25 protein-coding genes are annotated in these 18,795 nt (G+C 31.4%); all 25 read right to left on the reverse strand.

Annotated features, from left to right (window positions below; all coding sequences use genetic code 11):
• Positions 1 to 20: 20 nt before the first annotated feature.
• Entirely contained in the window at positions 21 to 488 is a 468-nt protein-coding gene (locus J2Z44_RS12575) for a low molecular weight protein-tyrosine-phosphatase (RefSeq protein ID WP_021282671.1), read from the reverse strand.
• A 142-nt stretch (positions 489 to 630) separates the two neighbouring features.
• Positions 631 to 1,194: a YdcF family protein gene (locus J2Z44_RS12580; RefSeq protein ID WP_021282670.1), complete on the reverse strand. Its 564-nt coding sequence runs from the start codon at positions 1,192 to 1,194 to the stop codon at positions 631 to 633.
• Between the two features lie 133 nt (positions 1,195 to 1,327).
• Positions 1,328 to 2,029, reverse strand: a complete 702-nt coding sequence (locus tag J2Z44_RS12585; RefSeq protein WP_021282669.1) for an Ntn hydrolase family protein — start codon at positions 2,027 to 2,029, stop codon at positions 1,328 to 1,330.
• 42 nt (positions 2,030 to 2,071) lie between these two features.
• Positions 2,072 to 2,902 (reverse strand): class I SAM-dependent methyltransferase, encoded by an 831-nt coding sequence (locus J2Z44_RS12590; RefSeq protein WP_021282668.1) that lies wholly within the window; start codon positions 2,900 to 2,902, stop codon positions 2,072 to 2,074.
• Positions 2,899 to 3,870: a hypothetical protein gene (locus tag J2Z44_RS12595; protein WP_021282667.1), complete on the reverse strand. Its 972-nt coding sequence runs from the start codon at positions 3,868 to 3,870 to the stop codon at positions 2,899 to 2,901. The genes J2Z44_RS12590 and J2Z44_RS12595 overlap by 4 nt, the downstream gene beginning before the upstream one ends.
• Before the next feature lie 91 nt (positions 3,871 to 3,961).
• Positions 3,962 to 4,834: a 5'-methylthioadenosine/S-adenosylhomocysteine nucleosidase gene (locus J2Z44_RS12600; protein WP_209649620.1), complete on the reverse strand. Its 873-nt coding sequence runs from the start codon at positions 4,832 to 4,834 to the stop codon at positions 3,962 to 3,964.
• Between the two features lie 83 nt (positions 4,835 to 4,917).
• Positions 4,918 to 5,361: an NUDIX hydrolase gene (locus J2Z44_RS12605; protein WP_021282664.1), complete on the reverse strand. Its 444-nt coding sequence runs from the start codon at positions 5,359 to 5,361 to the stop codon at positions 4,918 to 4,920.
• Between the two features lie 59 nt (positions 5,362 to 5,420).
• On the reverse strand, positions 5,421 to 5,858 hold the full coding sequence (locus J2Z44_RS12610) for a GNAT family N-acetyltransferase (RefSeq protein WP_021282663.1): 438 nt from the start codon (positions 5,856 to 5,858) through the stop codon (positions 5,421 to 5,423).
• A gap of 63 nt (positions 5,859 to 5,921) precedes the next feature.
• The gene (locus J2Z44_RS12615) at positions 5,922 to 6,875 is read right to left on the reverse strand and encodes an alpha/beta hydrolase (protein ID WP_209649622.1); all 954 of its coding nucleotides are present in this window, start codon (positions 6,873 to 6,875) and stop codon (positions 5,922 to 5,924) included.
• 29 nt (positions 6,876 to 6,904) lie between these two features.
• Positions 6,905 to 7,120 (reverse strand): hypothetical protein, encoded by a 216-nt coding sequence (locus tag J2Z44_RS12620; protein ID WP_021283679.1) that lies wholly within the window; start codon positions 7,118 to 7,120, stop codon positions 6,905 to 6,907.
• A gap of 62 nt (positions 7,121 to 7,182) precedes the next feature.
• A complete protein-coding gene (locus J2Z44_RS12625) occupies positions 7,183 to 7,431 on the reverse strand; it encodes a hypothetical protein (protein WP_021283678.1) in 249 nt (82 codons plus the stop codon).
• Positions 7,432 to 7,472: 41 nt separating this feature from the next.
• Positions 7,473 to 7,874: a GNAT family N-acetyltransferase gene (locus tag J2Z44_RS12630; RefSeq protein ID WP_021283677.1), complete on the reverse strand. Its 402-nt coding sequence runs from the start codon at positions 7,872 to 7,874 to the stop codon at positions 7,473 to 7,475.
• 290 nt (positions 7,875 to 8,164) lie between these two features.
• Positions 8,165 to 8,563, reverse strand: a complete 399-nt coding sequence (locus tag J2Z44_RS12635) for a tetratricopeptide repeat protein (protein WP_021283676.1) — start codon at positions 8,561 to 8,563, stop codon at positions 8,165 to 8,167.
• A 131-nt stretch (positions 8,564 to 8,694) separates the two neighbouring features.
• Positions 8,695 to 9,618, reverse strand: coding sequence for a GNAT family N-acetyltransferase (locus tag J2Z44_RS12640; RefSeq protein WP_021283675.1), 924 nt, complete (start codon positions 9,616 to 9,618; stop codon positions 8,695 to 8,697).
• A 27-nt stretch (positions 9,619 to 9,645) separates the two neighbouring features.
• Positions 9,646 to 10,725, reverse strand: coding sequence for a GNAT family N-acetyltransferase (locus J2Z44_RS12645; protein WP_021283674.1), 1,080 nt, complete (start codon positions 10,723 to 10,725; stop codon positions 9,646 to 9,648).
• A gap of 16 nt (positions 10,726 to 10,741) precedes the next feature.
• On the reverse strand, positions 10,742 to 11,908 hold the full coding sequence (locus J2Z44_RS12650; protein WP_209649624.1) for an alpha/beta hydrolase family protein: 1,167 nt from the start codon (positions 11,906 to 11,908) through the stop codon (positions 10,742 to 10,744).
• 90 nt (positions 11,909 to 11,998) lie between these two features.
• Positions 11,999 to 12,457 carry a GNAT family N-acetyltransferase gene (locus J2Z44_RS12655; protein WP_021283671.1) on the reverse strand — a complete coding sequence of 153 codons (459 nt, stop codon included), beginning with the start codon at positions 12,455 to 12,457 and terminating at the stop codon, positions 11,999 to 12,001.
• Between the two features lie 198 nt (positions 12,458 to 12,655).
• Entirely contained in the window at positions 12,656 to 13,198 is a 543-nt protein-coding gene (locus tag J2Z44_RS12660; protein WP_021283670.1) for a GNAT family N-acetyltransferase, read from the reverse strand.
• 285 nt (positions 13,199 to 13,483) lie between these two features.
• Entirely contained in the window at positions 13,484 to 14,719 is a 1,236-nt protein-coding gene (locus J2Z44_RS12665) for a nuclear transport factor 2 family protein (protein WP_021283669.1), read from the reverse strand.
• A gap of 22 nt (positions 14,720 to 14,741) precedes the next feature.
• Positions 14,742 to 15,272, reverse strand: a complete 531-nt coding sequence (locus J2Z44_RS12670) for a GNAT family N-acetyltransferase (RefSeq protein WP_021283668.1) — start codon at positions 15,270 to 15,272, stop codon at positions 14,742 to 14,744.
• 49 nt (positions 15,273 to 15,321) lie between these two features.
• Positions 15,322 to 15,450 (reverse strand): hypothetical protein, encoded by a 129-nt coding sequence (locus J2Z44_RS21970; RefSeq protein ID WP_021283667.1) that lies wholly within the window; start codon positions 15,448 to 15,450, stop codon positions 15,322 to 15,324.
• 33 nt (positions 15,451 to 15,483) lie between these two features.
• Positions 15,484 to 15,753 (reverse strand): GNAT family N-acetyltransferase, encoded by a 270-nt coding sequence (locus J2Z44_RS21975; RefSeq protein WP_021283666.1) that lies wholly within the window; start codon positions 15,751 to 15,753, stop codon positions 15,484 to 15,486.
• Positions 15,754 to 15,842: 89 nt separating this feature from the next.
• On the reverse strand, positions 15,843 to 16,307 hold the full coding sequence (locus J2Z44_RS12680) for a GNAT family N-acetyltransferase (protein ID WP_021283664.1): 465 nt from the start codon (positions 16,305 to 16,307) through the stop codon (positions 15,843 to 15,845).
• Between the two features lie 120 nt (positions 16,308 to 16,427).
• Positions 16,428 to 17,315 (reverse strand): GNAT family N-acetyltransferase, encoded by an 888-nt coding sequence (locus tag J2Z44_RS12685; RefSeq protein WP_021283663.1) that lies wholly within the window; start codon positions 17,313 to 17,315, stop codon positions 16,428 to 16,430.
• Positions 17,316 to 17,469: 154 nt separating this feature from the next.
• Positions 17,470 to 18,648, reverse strand: coding sequence for a nuclear transport factor 2 family protein (locus J2Z44_RS12690; RefSeq protein WP_021283661.1), 1,179 nt, complete (start codon positions 18,646 to 18,648; stop codon positions 17,470 to 17,472).
• Positions 18,649 to 18,795 lie beyond the last annotated feature (147 nt).

Consider the following 18,795-nt stretch of genomic DNA (forward strand, 5'->3'; position numbering starts at 1 on the left):
ATTTATTCTAGAAAAGCTTTTTACTTAGTAATTCCATTCTCCAAAATATATTCTAGTAGTGCTTCACAGCCTTCTACAATATCCTCATAGGTTTCATGAAAATTCCCTGTATACCAAGGATCAGCAATGTCTCTTGGATTACTAGAAAAATCAAGCAACCTTCCAATCTTTTTATCCTTGTCCTCACCCACAATACGCAGTGCATTCTTTATATTATAGCTCTCCATGCAAAGAATATAATCATACTCTTCATAATCTTTTTTAGTAAGTTGAACTGCCGTCCTTCTTTCACAAGAAACTCCGACTTCTCTTAGCTTTTTTCTCGTTCCTAAGTGAACATCATTTCCTATTTCTTCTCTACTAGTAGCAGATGAGGCTATATGAAACTTGTCTAAAAACTTTTTTTCTTTTACCATATGGCGAAACACAAATTCTGACATAGGACTTCTACAAATATTACCATGACATACAAACATTACTTTTATCATATTTTTCTAAAACTCCTTATCTAGAGTGATTAACCACTGAAACATTTGTTAATGTGGCTAAACAACTTTCTAACTTAAGTTAAATTCTACAATAGCTCTTAAACTTTTAAAAGGATGAAAGTGCGATAACTTAGTATCAGCCTTATTTTTCTTGCAGCTTTTTAATATAAGGCTCAAAATACGTTCCTATTTTTACAACTTCACCCATAACAGTGCTGATTTTTTCTTCCTCTAAGAACCAATTACTTTCTTGAATATCCTTCTTATCTGGAACATATGCAACATAAAATTCTATATCCTTTGGAAATACTGATTGATAGGTTAATAATGCACGTCTTGAATGATATGCCTTACAAACTAATATAGCTTTTTTTACAGTTATATTGTTTTTCTTTATAACCTTCCAAGAGAACTCTGCATTTTCAAAGGTATGTGATGCTTGATCTTCCTTTAGTATTCGCTGTTCTGGTACACCTAATTTTACCCCTATGGATTTTAAAAATTCCCACTCTGAGTTATAATCTGGTATTTTAGGATTATAGTGACCACTTGGCAATATATATGGTGCTAACCCCTGGTTATATAATTCTGCTGCCCTCTCCATCAATTGGGGATGACTTCCCCCTGGCACTAAAATTATATCTGCTGGTTTGATTTCCGTTTTTACAAAAACTAAATCCGTTATACAATCAAAGGGATAATTCATTTTAAAACCTCCATTTCCTTAGCTATTTCATATAACATTTTAAATTTTTACTGATTAAATGCTTAGTAAAACTTAGCTTAACATCATAATTAAAGCTTGTCTAAATGAATAGCTTTATCCTAAGCCATTACTGCTAAATAGGAAACTTATACTCAGATATTTCGCTGAAATTGCCATGAAAACAGTAATATACAGTATGTGCTTTTTTTGAGTATACTAGCGAAAATGTTGTAACCCATTCCTCATTTCTTTGACTCACAGAATTTAGTATATTAAATGCTTTGTTAATATCTAATTCCTCTACATTTGATAATTCATTAGAAACTTCTTGGTAACGAGGGCAATTACTTTCAACATTTTCATGTAAATGGTCCCATAAAGAAAAGTTTGTCATAACAAAAAATGGTGAATCATTTACTGTATTATTTATATTTCCACGTCCAGGTTCCACTACCCAAACATTTGCATTTGCATCACAAATCATATTATGACAGCTCCAGTCTGGTGTGTTAACAACTTCAATATTAGCTAAATATTCACCTAAGTTCTCAGGACTAATAACTTCATTTATAATATCTGTAATGAGCTTAGTTGTATGAGTAACTTTTTTGCTTGGTCTTCTATATAAACCTTTACCGTTTGAATCTACAACAAGGCTATTGAAAAACCTGCCACTGCTATCTACCCCAAAGGAAGGATATTTTCCACGTCCACCATCAACAAGTACTGTGAACCACTTAGGATTCTTAGTATCTATTGCATAATTCATTCCATTGTTATCAAAATTCATTCCTATAATTGTGTCTTCTCCTCTATAAATAAAGCTTGTACACATAAATATCATCTCCTCGTATGTTAACTGTTTATAATAATAAATTTACTTTTCTCCGTAAGCATACATAACTGGCATATTAAAGCATATCCCATCCTCTTTCTGAAAGTTCTCAAGTTCATTAAATACATCATTTTTAAACTCAGCAAGCTTATCTAAGCCTAAAGCTTTTATTTGTTCAAAAATCCCTCTTACAGCATTAGCCCACATCTCCATCCACCACTGTTCTTTACTTTCATAAATAACAACATTATTCTCTTCATAAATATTGATGTTTTTAAAGCCTTCATCTCTTAATATCTTTAATACTGTCTCCACCGTACTAAATTTGGGTACAGATTTTTTTGTATTGCTACTAATGTTTTTGTTATCATTATTAATATAGTTACCAATGATTTTAGTCAACCATTTTTGTTCTTCTTGCACTCCCCATATACTAAAGCCAGCCTGCCCACCAGTTTTTAAAACCCTTTTTACACCTTGTAGTTTATCTTCACTTAACATAAGGTATCCAAACCCAAAACCACAGAAAACATTATCAAAGTAATCTTCTTGAAACTCTAAATGTTCAGCATTCACTACCTTAACATCTGCATTACTGATATTCTTGCTTATAATATCTTTATAAGTTTCTCTAACCATTGCCTCTGAATTATCAATACCAACAACTTGTCCAGTTTTACCCACTTTATCTATTGCTGGAAATAATGAAGCACCTCTCCCCATTCCAATATCTAACACTTTTGCTCCACTTCCAATGGTTGATAGTTCCACTAACCTTAATCCAAAGCTATCCCAATACTTTGGTCCTACTTTTCCAAAGTCTAATGCGACTTTATCCCATAGATTAGTGCCACTTTTGTTTTCTTCACTCATTTTTTCTCACCTTCAACCTTTAGATTTTCTAATATCCTTTGTATCTTAATAGTGCAATCAATTTTTCTGTTAATAGGTTTTCTCCATGAATCAGATAGTGGAAAATAAATTTTATCTTTAACTAAATTTCCCATATCCCAAAATCCATCCTCTGATACATTATTATTTATCCAAGTTTTAAAATACTGAAGCTTAGTTTTAGCACTGGTATAACTGCTTAGCAGTTCATGGGCATCCACATACCTACTTGTAATTTTTGAATGAAACTCACTAGGAGGTATTATGAGGCTTTTTTCGTAGATGTAATATATTCCTTTTTCAGAGTTTATTATGTAATCTAAAAACTTTGATTCAATTTGTGAGGATAACATGCCTCTAAGTATAGAAACAAGGTAAAAACTTTGAAATCCCAGCATATGCTTTTCTTTTGATGCTTTATGAACTTCATAATAGGCTTCCTTATATGCATTGTGGTTATATTCCCCTCCTGAAAAACCATGAGTAATAACTTTTGCCCAATCCTCAGCTAATCCCTTTGCTAAATTATTGGAAGGATCAAATATTAATATCCAGGTTGCCACAAATAGTTTTGTCACCACATTCCAATCATGCTTTTTTTCCTTCCTATCTCTCAAATCTAGTTCTCCACGTAAGTATTTCTCCATATAAACAAGTGCTTTTTGAATAACTTCATCATTCTTATCTAGTCCAAGCACTAACAATCTTCTTAATGCTTGTTCAGTGGTAATTAGTGATTTAGCAGACTGACTCAGGCTATGAAACTCTCCCCAGGACCCATCTTCCCATTGAAGCTTTACGATATCCTTAACCCACTTTGATTGTAGTACTGCTTCCTTAGCCTTTATTAAATCTTTACTTTTGCTATTAAATTTCATTACATCACGCATTAAAAGATATTTAGGTATTGGATCTAAATCATATTTTAAAACCTCATCCACTTTTAGCACCCTTAAGTCCCCCTTTTGCTTACTTATGCTGCTATGCTCTCTTTTTTACTTTGCCTATAAAGTAAATAAATACATATTCCACTAGTAAAAGTTACAACCCAAGTAAAATTTTTTTCAATATGTCATTTAATACCGAATACAAATTTACTAGTGAATCACTCCAATTAGTATGAAATTCTCTCTCCATGTTTTCATCAGCATTATCAGTAATAACTCTAATTGAAATTCCTGGAATACTGTTTAGGTTCGCAGTTTTAATTACAGAAGCTGTTTCCCAATTACATGCATGTGCTCCTAACTTACTATTTAACATGGTTCTAGTTTTTATATCCTTTATTGTTTTTTCGCCACTCGCAATATTTCCAAACTTAATTCTTTGATTATCAATATCTTTCAAACAATTTATAAATTTATTATGATACTCAATTTGCTCACTTAACACATTATTAAAGATAGTATTGCTGGTTAAATCATCTTTTAGATTTTCAAAATCCTCAATTTCACAAATGTCAAATTCATATATTTCTCTTGCAATAATAATATCATTGTAATTAAATTCATCACACAATGACCCTGCACCACCAACATCAATTGCTAGGTCGCAACCTAACTTATCAATAAGAAGTTGTGTTGCAGATGTACACTGTATTTTTCCTGGTCCCGCAAATATAGAAAACACTTCACTTTCATTATATTTTCTAGAGCAAATAGTTCTTCCATTCAAAATTATTTCATTGCCTAAGTTTAAAATGTCTTTACACTTATCATATTCAATTCTACAAGGACAAATAATAGCTATTCTTGAAAATAAACCCACCACATAATCCTCCCAACCATAATTCTTTTCTGAGATATAATCCTTTTGAGCATGAATAATGAATTTAGACTTTGCCTCTTTATATTTACTTTGATTATAAAGAGTATGTATTTCACTCTCCATGACCCAGTGCTTTTCATATCTCATAACATTTCCTTTAAATTAAATTACATTTAATTCCCCTTTTCTATAACCCCTCATACTAATTAATTGCATAAACTTATAAACTGTTATTTCATCTTTAATCTAAGCTTCTCTGCCTTTTTAATACTTTCCTTTAACCATATAGGAGCGCTTTTATTTTCTAATATATCCCTGCTAGGCATCCAATATATTTCACTAACCTCATGAATTGACTTGCATTTCGCTTCTCCAGTTTCATACTTGCATAAAAAAACTATATCAATTATCACTTGTCCTTTGTCTGATATAAATGATTTGCTCTCTAAATAATGCATTTCATTTGTAACTTGAATTCCAACTTCCTCCATAATTTCTCTCTTCAAAGTCTCTTCTAAAACATTAGCTTCAGAAGTTTTTATTTCAACTTTCCCACCAACCATAGATAAAAGCCCTGGAGAATGTTCTTCTTCTTCACTTCTTTTTATAATCAGCCATTTATCATCTTCATATATGGCTGCCTCTACATTTACAATGTACGATGTATTATCCATAAATCTCTCCTTTTATTTCATCAAAGCTTAACCTGGTAAACTTTTAATATTAATGTATCTTATAGTTGTATTACCATTACATTTTCATCCCACATTATTTCCCCATTTTTTTCAAAGCCCACACTTTCATATAGCTTCTCTGCAGATACATTTTTGGGTGAAACTGTTGTATAAAACTTTATATTTCCATATTCAATTTTTATCAAGTCAAGTAATTTCAAAAGTGCCTTTTTTCCTAAACCCTTTTCTTGAAACTTTTTATCAACCATGTATCTAAGTAACATTGGTTTACCCGTATCTTCTTCAATCCCATATAAAAGAAATCCTATCAGTACATTATCTTCATAAATACATTTCGAATGCCAGTTATCATATAATAAGCTTATAATGATTGAATTATAGTTCGGTGCTACAATTCCTTCTTGTTCTTTATAAACTTCTAAACTGTTACATTCATACCAATTTTCTTTTGTTACTTGTTTTAGTAAAATCCCCATAAAAACCACCCCTTTTAACTATTGAAAATAAAATATCTATAATTCACCATTACCTTAGAATCGTCAATTACATATAAATTTAATTGCTTCACTTAATTTACAAGACAAATCCCTAGGAACTGCATGTCCTATACCTTCATTTACTATGAATTTATATAAGAGATCACTTTCCTCAAAAGTATTCATCATATCCTCTAGTTCTGATGAGTTCACTATTACTTCCCCTTCCATAAGGACAGCTTTTACCCCTCTTTTAGAAGCTAATCTAACACTTTCTTTATTGAATGACTCTGTTAAGCCTGGACCAAGAGCAATAAACCCCTTTATAGGTATATCATTATTCATAGTAACCTCCATAGCAGCAATAGCCCCACCAGAAAATCCTCCAATTACCACACAACCATGGTCTATTGAATACTGCTCTGATATTACTTTATAACACTCTTTAATTTCATTTCTCGAAATTAAAAGGTTACCAGTCCAACCATACCCAAGTTGTATTAGTAGTTGCGAAGATTGAATATAAGCAAAAATAAAATCATTGTTTAAAAATTCTTCTGGCTTCCAGTACTGACTAAATTCATCTATGCTTCCTGGATCTCCGTGTAAAGCTATAACCAATGGGTACTTCTTTTCTGAAGTATAATCCTTTGGAGTATGAACAATAAACTTAGACTTTGCCTCTTTCCCAGCCTTTTCTAAATTTATGTTGTTTTTTTCTTTTAATTTTACATACCTTATATTTTCTTTCATTGGAAGCATTTCAAAAATATCATTATCACAAGCTAATCCTTCACTAACCAGTGATTCCATAATGTTTAATGCTTCTTCAAACCTTTTCTCCAAACAATAAAAAATAGCTTTGGAAGTCCTTATATTAAATTCATATTTTTCGTATTCATCCTGTATAAGATATTCTGATGACTTTTCTAGTATAGTTAATGCCTCTTTATATCTACTTTGATTATAAAGAGTATTCACTTCACTCTCCATAATCCAGTACTTTTCATATCTCATAACATTTCCTCCAAATTAAAGTGCACCACTTAAATATTTTTTTCATATGCATCTATAATTTCTTCAGTTATTCTTGCCCTATCTCTAGCTAAATTAATATTAGCCTTTTCATTTTTTCTCTTTCTCATTTCTCTTGCCAGTATGCTTTTATTAAGTCCCGTTTCCCTTGATACTTCTGAAAAAGTGCTGCCTTCTTCTATTGTATCTAGTGCCTTTTTTAATTCTAGTTCTGTATATCTTTTCATTTAATTCCTCTTTTCTATAACCCCTCATATTAAGTATTGTATATATGTTCACTTATAAGTAATTAACATTTAGTCTTATTATCCTTTTCATTACCATGTTTAAAGTTGCCAGTTACCTTTGCCATAACTAGTTGAGCTTCTTTTGTATCTGCGTTTTGTATTTTCGCCAAAAATTCTTCACTTTTTTTCCCTTTTAATATGGTTACTTGTTTACCATGCCAGTAAATAAAAACCTTCTTATCTTTAGTCACCTTATATGAAAATGGTTCCCCATCAAGAATATTTCGCTTGTCCACTTCACTCTCTTTCACATATTCCACCCTTTCTTATAATTGATTATTAGCAGTGTCTTTTATTTATTAAAGCTAAGACAATATCTATAATGCTGATATTCTTTTCCTCTAAATAATTCTGTAGAATAACCCGACCTAGTAAACCCAAGACTCTCTGCAAGTTTCACAGATCTTTTATTTTCTATATAAATAGAAGCACCTATAACTTCAATCTTCATCTTATCTTTAGCAAATCCAACAATTTCTTTAATTGCCTCTTGCATATATCCATTTCCCCAAAACTGTTCCTTTAGATCATAGCCCACATCAACAGTGGAATTTGAAGTATTCCAACAATGAAATCCACTAGTGCCCATTTTTACACCATCTGACTTTCGTATAATAATCCATCTATGTTGTAATCGTGGTTCAGGTTCAAGATAAAATTCAATAATTTCATCAGCACCACTAATATCTGTCAATGGCTCTGCATCGAATTAGTATTTATTTACTACTTCATCTGAAAACATATCCAATATAAATTCTCGATCACTAGCATCTATATTTTTTAATATTAATCTCTCTGTCTCTAAATTTGTAAAAAACATAAATTATCTTTAGCGAGAGAGTGTATAACGAATACTAAACTCTCACTAAGACTCACCTCTTTTCCCTTTATACTATTTTCTCTATATAACATATTAGTTGGTAACTGATTATATATGAAAAAGACGTAGCTATACTTAGGCTCATATGATTTATAAATTGAAATTTATAGGTCTACTTCAATCCCTAATGTTCGGCACTTCTCCAAAGCTTCTGCGTGTCCGTTAATTGCAGCCTTTTTGTACCATTCTTTGACTTTTTCAGTATCCTTTTCAACAACAACGCCTTCAGCATAAAATAACTCTGCGAGATTATTCTGAGCATCTCTATCGCCATGTTTTGCAGCACGTTCTGTCCAATAGAAAGATTTTTCTAAGTCCCTCTCAACACCAAGTCCGTCATAATAGAAATATCCAACTTGACATTCAGCCAGTGGATAACCATTTTTAGCAAGTTTCAGATGACCTTCAAAGCATTTTTCATACTGTTTTGTCAAAAAATATTTCTGAATCAGTTCATTGCACTCATCAAATTCTTTACATGGTTTGTAATAATTTTGTGACATATTATTTCTCCCCTCAATTACGATTTACTGATTTTTTAAATAGCAATTTGTACGTCGCAATTATTTACCACTGCAACTTAATTCGTCCTTACTTATAATATAAAACCAACCAAACTTCTTATTTTTATTGATTATTTATGGCTTTCTCTTACAGGTAAAATCATTTCTGTTGTTTCAGTACCAGCTAAAAATCCCATTTGATGATAAAACATTTCTGCATCATTACCTAATGTTACAAATAGTCTTAGTGTAGGGTAGCCTTCTTTTAATACAGTTAATGCCCTTTTTAGCATGTTTCTAGCTAGTCCTCTTTTTTCAAAGGATGGCTTTACAGCTATATCATACACATTTGGCCAATCTTCCCAAATGGAAATTAAACATGCGCCTACTAGTTCATTAGTTTTCTTTTCATAAATCAGTGTAGACGCTTTGTTTACCAAGGTATTTTTCAGGTTTTTAGTAAAATAAAACTCAACAGATTCATTCTCTTTTTCAAAACTTGTTCCATCTTTACTTTCATTACTAAAGGCTTCAGCAAATAGCTTTGCTATATCACTTTTCTTATCCTCTGTTACTGAAACAATTTCATAATCACAATCCCAAGTTACATGAAACTCCTCAGTAGGTCTAATCATGCATCTTCTAGACTCTCCAATCTTAAAACCTGCCCTTTGATAGTATTTAACTTTATCTGGTTTCACTGCCCCAACATAAATTAGTTTGCTATTATCTGAGTAAGTTAATAATAATTTTTTTAACTTGCCTATTATAATGTCATATTCATTATGTGGTGGTTGAAGAAATAAACAGTTCATATAATTAAGATCTAGTAGTACCCCACCAATTCTAAAATTATCTTTCTTAATCCAAAAACATATATCACAGTCTTTTAAAACTGAACAATAAGCATCAAAGCTCTGCCTAAACCAAACATTTACTTTAAATATTTCATATACAGCAAAATATACTGAAAACTCCTCCCACTGAGCCTTTTCAATACTGTACCCATCCTTCAAATCATATTCTTTCAAATTCCTTGACCAAACTCTCTCCATGGTGTGCCCCTCCTATTTTAACAACTACTAAATAGCTGCTTCCTTAGACCTAAAATTTTCACTACAAAAATCAATCCAACTTTCTTTATTAAAATTAGAACACATACCGTAGCTTTGAAGCTCATCAACCCAGTTTCTCATTCTTAAATAATCTATTTCAATTTCCTTATGTGTCATAATGGTCATAGTTTCAATGGTCTTCTCAACATCATTACCCTTTATATAGCAAAAAAGACACTGCCATATTAAACTCTCTTCTGTCTTTGATGCAGCTTCTAAATACTCTCCCCACTGATGCCATTCAGACTCTGATAAATCTTTTAAATTTTCAATTGGAGGAAATGAAGTAAAGGAATAGTAATGATTAACAAATTTAAAGCCCAATTTTTCCGCTATTGCTCTTGATCCTTTATTTGAGTCCACACAAAGCCAATGAATTTTATCATAGCCTTTGTTAAAGCATTCTTTAACTGTTGCAGCCACTACTATCTTTGCAAAACCATTCTTTCTATATCTATCATCGGTGTGTATTCCAATTGCAATTTCCTTCTTAAATCTACAATCACTCATTGACCAGCTTACAATTGTCTTATCATTGTGTATCATATATCCTGAGCCATACTTTTCAAAGTTTTCATCATCCCCAAAATTCTCTGCCCATTCTAATACATGTTCTAGATTTTCAAAGGTACTTTTCCTTAATAAAGATAAATTCACTTTTTCTAAAATATATCCCTGTCCTAAGGTGTATTTACACTCTATAAACTCATTTTTAGTTAAAACATAATGCCTTCTCTTATATTTCTTAACAAAAGAATTCTTATGAACAGTTGGTATCTTGTCCAACCATTCATTAGAATCTGGAGTTAAGGGTTCCCAAAAATCCAATTCAGAGGCTATCTCTGAATTAAAAACTTCATCATCTACACTACCAGCAATTAAATTGCACTCACTAGTCTTTATTAACGCTACCGTTGGATTATCAGCATTATTTACATATATATCCCCTGGATTTTCGCCACTTATGACAGAAAATACTGATAATTCATCTTGTAATTTAACAAGCTGTGTAATTTTCTTGAACTCATTATTATTTAATTTAATCATTCCATGCCCCCAATTCTTATATTACTTCTCCATCTGCATTAATAACACTTAGCTCTGAATAACCGGTTTCCATATTTATAAAGTTTTCATATTCCTTTGTGTTTCCATGCAGAAACTCATTAAAAAATCTCACAGTAACTTCACTAATAATATTGTGTGCCCTGTCTATAGACAATCGTCCTCCTAAGCATTCTTCATACTCTCTATTTTCTAAGACTGGCATATCTGAAAAAGTCATATGCTCAGAATGACTTAGCTTTACGAAGGACTTATAACCTTTTACATATTCATATAAATCTTTCTGTGTTTTCGTTATTATAGATGCTTGTTCAATTGATTCCTTAATTCTTTTTTCGGCCTCTTCTCTGTCTTCCATATCCTCATACCAGCTATGACATTCATCAATTCTTAATTTTTGAGAAGATGCATGTCTTTTTATTAGTAAATGTGGAGTATAAGAATTTTCACCAGCAGCCACTCTTTCAGACACCCTGGTATTATGCAAACATCCTTCAAATAAAGCTACGGCTTTTATTCTTGAGTCATCAGCAGCAGCTTCAAAACATGCCTGTGAGCCTAAAGAAAATCCAATAACTCCAATACTAGAAATATCCAACTTACTCTTAAAAACTTCATCTTCTTTATTAATATAGTTAAGTTCATCCATTAAAAAAATTATATCTTGTTTCCTTATGCTTATTAGGTTCCTCCACATATTAGGTGAATTAAAATCCCTTAATTCATTTGACATCTCTACAATTTCTCCACTTGGCATAACTGTAAATTCAGTTTCGTAGATATGCCCTAAAGTAATTACTATATATCCTTCCTCAACCAGTTTTTTTATAGTAAATATTGATGAATCTCTATCACAAGTAAATCCAGGTGAATAAATTACTACAGGATATGAGTAATTTCCCTTTTTCATCGGAGCATCTGTATAAATATTAGTTTCTATGCTTCTTATGTAACCTTCATCTACCCCTGAGTTTTTCCATTCATCAATAAACCTTTGCTCCTGTGGATTGTATAAATCTATATAAAAAGCCTGTCTATCTATATTCCAATTATCATCTACTGGATAAAATACACTTATAATTATTTTTCGTTTTTCCTCACTATTACTAACAACTTCTTTTCTATTTGAATCTGATAGTACCTTTACCATTCTTCCAATTCTCATAAACGTCTCTCCCCGTTATCCTCTAATCTTAAAGCTCATTTTAAATTTTATTTAATCATACAAACTAGAAAAGTTTAAAAGTTAGCCTGCTTACCTATGACCATCTAGCTTAGCCTTAGCAAACCCCATATAGGTCATTGTTGCTCCTGCAGATATCTGTGGAATTTCAAAGCCACAGTTTTTATAGAAATCATAGTTATTGGGAGTTGTATGCGCCCACCAATTTCCATGAGGCAATTTTTGTAGGCATAACTCTACAAGTTTTTTTCCTATACCTTTCCCACGATATTCTTTTTTAACTACTAAGTCTTGTATTGTAGCAGTCATAACTCCATCTGACACTACTCTTACCATGCCTATGATATCTTCCTTATGCCACACAGTGAAAACCCACATTGAGTTTTTAAAGCAAATTTCATACTTTTCATCTTGCCATTGAGGTTGACTATTGCTTGCCCAACCAGCTTCCACATACATTTTCTTTATATCGTCGCCTTTTAATCCATTGGCACCCTCTCTAATAATCATGCCTTTATAATATTGGTACATAACTATTCCCCCTTAAATGCTTTTTTCCATTTAAAATTTATAAATAATCACTATTTACTACCTACTGCTTACTTGTCTCTTAAAAATTAAAATTTTCACTGCAAAAGTTAATCTAACTTTCTTTAGTAAAGGTGAACACAAATCATTGAGTTAATGTTCGACAATGTAGTTTCAAATTTTTATAAACCTTTTAAACTCTTAATTATTATTCATAAAATCACTTTCTAGCAAAGCATATATATGACTCCCATACCAACTGTTGTTAAGTTTTCTCACACCTCTTATAGTACCTTCTTTTTTCATTCCTACTTTTATCATAACTTTCTCTGAACTACTATTTGCATCATTACAAAGAGCTTGTACCCTATGAACCCCTAATTCAGTAAATGCAAATTTTAATACTTCTCTTGTTGCTTCTGGAGCATATCCCTTACCCCAATAGTCTGGATGTACATCCCATCCAATTTCCCACTCATTGATAGATTCATCTATTTTCCAAAGGATAATCCTTCCTATAAGTTCACCAGAAGATAGCTTTACCACCATAAATCTGTACCTATCCCTTGATGTTTTATATTTATCTTGAAGATTATCTCTGAATTTTTTATCTATATACTCCTTTGAAGGCATTATATCTGATTCATACTTAAGACAGAGTTCATTAGTTTCTAATGTTGAAAAAAACTCATAATCACTTTCTTTAAGTTCCCTTAAAAATAATCTTTCTGTAACTATTTCCATTTTACACCTCTATAATTTATTGAATACAAGTTAAAAGCATTCATTTGAATAAAACTCAAGGCAGAATTAAATCCTTTGTTAGTATTCTACTTTCACTAACTTATAGTAAAAACAGTACTAGGATTTAGAATTCTGCCTTGATTACTTAATTGCTTAGTAAATTATCTTCCTTAATTTTACCATATTTTTCATTAGACTGCCAAATTTATAATATTATACTATTGATCATTAGCTTTTATCTTTGCAAACTCTAGCTAATCATTAGAATCTAAAGATGACTCTATATTATAGTTTCCCTTCAAATATCCAATAAGATGGGAATGAAAAATGTATATTTTCAAATACTAAATTTTTATCTTCCTTTGATACTACTGCTGTAAGTCTTAATGGAGAAGTGTAAGCTTCACCTGAAGCCCCTTCCCTTAAAGAGCAGGCTACAGCTTTGTGTGCAGCAAATATTTTTTCCTTAGATTCAACATCACTACTAAATAAATTGCCTAGATCCTTTAAAGTAAGTTCTGCCAGATTATCTTCACTTATATTTTTCTTTAATAATCCAGTAGCTTCAACCCAAATAAGTTCCTTATTGTTTTGAGCAATTGCATGGTCTAAGTCTAATGAAAGAGTTAAGTCACCTTGCTGAGAGAAAAATTCACTTATACTATTAACTCCAAAGTGTTGGTTGTTTTCAGTGCCTATAATTGAAGGTACATTATATTTTGCAAAATATTTTTTCACTACTTCCTGTGAAACTTCACTTTGTCCTATAAGTTCAGTTTCTAAGGTTCTCAAAAAAGCTTTTAACTCTCCTGTAATCTGATTATTTTTATATTCCTTAACCTTGTTATTTTGATTATTGTAATTCTCTATAAACTCCTCTGAACTTTCAAAACGTTCATCTGGGAAATTAGATTTTGAAAGTGAAAACTGTAGGTGAGAGATTTTCCACTTACCCCCATCTTTTAAAAGTACTCCACTTAATCCCATTGGCCATAGATATTCTCTCTTCTTTCCTTCACGTTGATGGTAAGTTAAGGTTAAAACTTGGTTAATAAAAGCCACCCTTTGCTTTGGTGTAATCTTGCTATCTTCAGCAATATTTTTAATAAAATCAACATAGCCATCATATCTTTCTGGAGTGTGCTCAAAGGAATAACTTACAGTACCAGTAGTTGAAAACCAAGCAGCTTGATTTTTCATAGAAATATGGGCATCTTCCCAGTTAATGTTCACATTTCCCCAATACTCCCAATCACCTTTAATCAACTCCTTAACTTCTTCACTACCTAAAAATAATTCCCCAGTTGCAGTGCCTAAAACACAAGTATCTTCTCCCTTAATAAAAAGCTCTTCTACAAAGGTTTCCACCTTTTCTAAATTTCTCTCAGTATATCCCTGTTGAAACTTTTCAAGGACTTGTCTTATTTCTATATGTGCATCATTGCCATTATTACACTTTTCCATTTTCTCTAATTCCTCATTTATATCTCTATCTAATAAATTGATTCCAACTTTTTTCATGATTAATTCCCCCTTTTATGAATCACCTTATAGACTTGCTAAAAACATTCTTTGTCAGCTCATAATCAACTGACGATTGTAATTCATCAAGTTGATTTTTCCAAGAATTATAATTAACTCTAACCTTACGAAAACCTAGTTTTTCATAAACATGCTGTGCCCTTTTATTATTTAGGTTTGTATCTAATATTACCTTTGAGTAGCCAAAGTCTTCAAATAATGAAGTAATAAGCATTTTTAATAGCCGTGTTCCAAGGCCTTTCTCTTGCTTATTCACATCACAAATTTTAATTCCTATTTCTACTATGCCATTACCTTTATTTCGATAATTCATTCCACCAATTGGCACATTTTCATACTCACAAATTAATGTGCGACTACCTTCATCTGTATCTTTTGAAAGTTTTTTAGCTATTTCTTCATCAGATATAGAAATCCCCTTTGGAAATCCTGCATGGGCCATAACCTTACCATCACGCCACCATTTTCCTAGAATTGCTGCATCCTTTAAGGTTGCATTTCTAATAATTAAATCATTTTCTTTAATTAACATAACAAATTCCTTCTAAAAATATAATATTGATTTTCTTACACCCATACCGCTAAATATTCTTCTTCATATAATAAGTGTTATATTCAAAGGGACAATTCTCTAATACTCCGAAAATCTCATATCCATTTTTAAGATAAAAATCCTTTGCTTGAAATTCAAAAGTTTCTAAGGTTATCATTTTGCACCCCATTTCCTTTGCTGCCTTTTCTGCTTATTTTAAAAGTTCAGAACCATAACCACTAGTTCTACAGTCCTCTTTAACCCATAAAATATCTATATGGAGATAATCCCATCCGTATATCATACTTATAAGTCCTGCTAATACTTCTCCACTTTCACCCTTTATGACTCTATTTATTGGTGTAAAGTAAGGTTCTCTTATTGGCGGAACCTTGGATAAGTTATAATCAACCAAACTATTATTAACTAAAATTATCTCTTCTCTCGTACCTTCTTCAATAACAAAGTTTTCATTTTTCACATCTCCAAACTAATTCCAAATTCTTCTCTAAGCTTCTCAAATCTATCTCTTTCAGGAGGCATAATTTCAAAAGTAGGGTTGTACAAAAATCAATTCCCCCAATGTTCTTTTGTTGTTTTTGTAATTTTAAACCCATTATTCAAATAAAGTTGAACAGCCTCTTTATTTATATCTGCCACATACAAGATAATGTCCTTAACTCCAAGTTGTTGTAAATAGTTAATCCCAAAGAGTAAAAGCGTCTTCCCATATCCTCTTTTTTGATACTTTTCATTTACAAAGAGATGATCTATTATATTATCATGTATCTCCACAGAGCCTACCATTTCTTCCTTAATGAACATAAGATAAACTGTATCCTTCTTTTTTATCATGTCTTCTCTTGTGTAAAATTCATCAGGGTCTAAATTTGTAGCTAAACTTAAACTACGAAAACAATCACAACAAATTTTGCGATAATCCTCATAGTAATCATCACAATAATTAACTAAGCTGACATCAGAACTTACTTCCCCACCATAATATTTCATTTCATGAACTATAACTTCACTCATTTTCTCCCAGCCCCCTTTAGAATGTTACTAATCTTTTTATAATATAATTTTCATACAATTCACCTTGATAAAAACCATATTGCTAAGTTGCATGTTCTCTCAACTACCTTTGGTAATGCTCTAATTCTTACATTCTTTATACCAATAAAAAGTGTAATGTGAATGTTGCTGAAATCCTAAGTTTTTATAAAACTCATCCGTTGATATTACATAAGCTTTTTTAGCCCCTAATTCTTTACATCTTTTTAAACTTTCTAATACAACTGCTTGTCCAATTCCTTTTCTTCTATATTCATTTACAGTACATACAGGTTCCACATATGCATAATCCGTACTTTTATCATACCAGCAAGCACAGAAGGCAACCCAATTATCTCCGTCCTTAGCAACCACATTTAAATAAAAGTTGTTTTGAGGTGCTGAAAGCATTTTTCTAAACTTTGCTATGGTTTCTTCATCTTCAGGTGCATCACCTTCATGATCAAAACCATGCCATAGTACTTTATTATAGTTAAAAACATCATCTAAGCTCTTAACATTACTAATCTTTATATTTTCAGGAATAGCATATTTAAGATCAACTGTTTCTAGATTTACTTGTAATATATTCTCTTCATTTTCATTTACTTCGAAACTATTTCTTTTTAATAATTCAATTGATTCTTTATCTGCATCATTAATTGCTATTCCAAGGCCATTTTCATCCATATAATTCTCAATACAATATTTCAGCATGTATTCTTCTAGAAATTTATACCTTTCATCTGCAAGAAAAATTGATTCACCTAAAAGATGGTCATAGGTAGCTATTCCAATTAATTCATTCTCATCAAACCACATTCCTATTTTATCTGATATACTATTATCAAATTCAGCATGATGAATCATCCATCCCCATCTAGCCCAATTCCAATTAATGTGCTGTTCACTCTGCTTTGATATTTTTATAAGAAGCTCACTAACCTTAAAATAATCATCTTTACAATAATTTTTAAATTTTATATCCATATAATCATCTCTCCCCACTCATGGATTCTACCCTTAATATCATCTTTATTAATAGAAATCTCTTTCATTACTTTTACCATATAATATATTTAAAATCCCTCTAGTTCACCATAAATTACAAAAGACTTAAGATTTACAATGAGGGATGACTCCATTATTCAAACTTTCTTACTTCTGGCATGCCCTCATTGTAGTCCGAATACTGAAGATGTTGAACAAGCCATTTACCATCTTTTCTCACCAATACTCCCGAAAACCTCATTGGTACAATAAAGGTCTCACCTTTCTGCATCTCGTACATATACCCGATAGTATCATTAAGAGCTTCCAACAATTTATGTTTAGGTGCCTCCTCAGAGCTAAATGTATATTTATTTGAGGAATTGACCCAGCCAAGCATTGTTTTAGCGGTTATATTTCTTTCTAAAAATGCTTTTGTAGTAAAATAAGCAACATCCCCATTAACTGAAATCAAGGCATTTTCTACATTAAACTTAAAGTCTCCCCAGTACTTCCAATCAGATTCAACAATTCCTCTAGCTGCCTCAACCCCAAGGCAAAGCTCATCTGCATCTGTACCTATTACTATTAAGTCTTCATTGAGCAGGAAAACTTCCTTCATATATTCATCAACATAATTTACATCTCTTTTTATATATCCATCTTGAAGTATTTGAATGGTATTTCTTACTTCTTCATACTTAGCCTTTGAATTTACTTCAGGCATTTCAAATATACTTTTAATATAAGTTTCATCATCTAATCTATCTGGCCATGTCTCAGAATCAAAGGAAAACTGCATCTGATGGAACTTCCAAGCTTGATTTTCCTTTATAAGCACACAAGTAAACCTAACAGGCCATATATAATTTTCACCTTTTTCTATCTGTCTTAATGTATTAGCCATTTGACTTGCTGCTTTAAGGGCATCTACCTTGCTTCTATCTTCCCTGTCTAATAGTTCTTTTACTTTCTTAATTGTATTTTCAATATATTCATCCTCAGTTATTGTGTTTCTAATAACCCCAAGAGAAACTACCCATGCTACATTTTCATCTGCAAAAATTTTAGCCTCTTGAAATTTGAAATTTACATCCTTCCAATAGTTATTTTCATTAGCCAGATGAGATTTTATAAGCGTTTTTATATCCTCAGTATTAAAACACCACTGCCCCATGCTACTACCAAGTACTGCAAGATCCTCCCTTGAAGAAAATTCTTCGTCTACATAATTATCAACCTTTTTAATATCTTTACATTTGTATAGCTCTTGAAAATCTCCAAGAACTTTCTTTACTTCTTCAATTGAATTTATATTTTTATATCTTTCCATGATTAATTCCCCCATATAATTTATTTTTGCACTTTAGTCATTAATTAAATACATATCGTTGATTGTTTTATTTTTAATAAATCCTATGTGTTCATAAATTTTCAATGCTGGATTATTTCCCATTCAAAATCAGATATTAACTTGACT

It is taken from the genome of Clostridium punense (assembly GCF_017874425.1).
Taxonomy (GTDB): Bacteria; Bacillota; Clostridia; order Clostridiales; family Clostridiaceae; genus Clostridium_J; species Clostridium_J punense.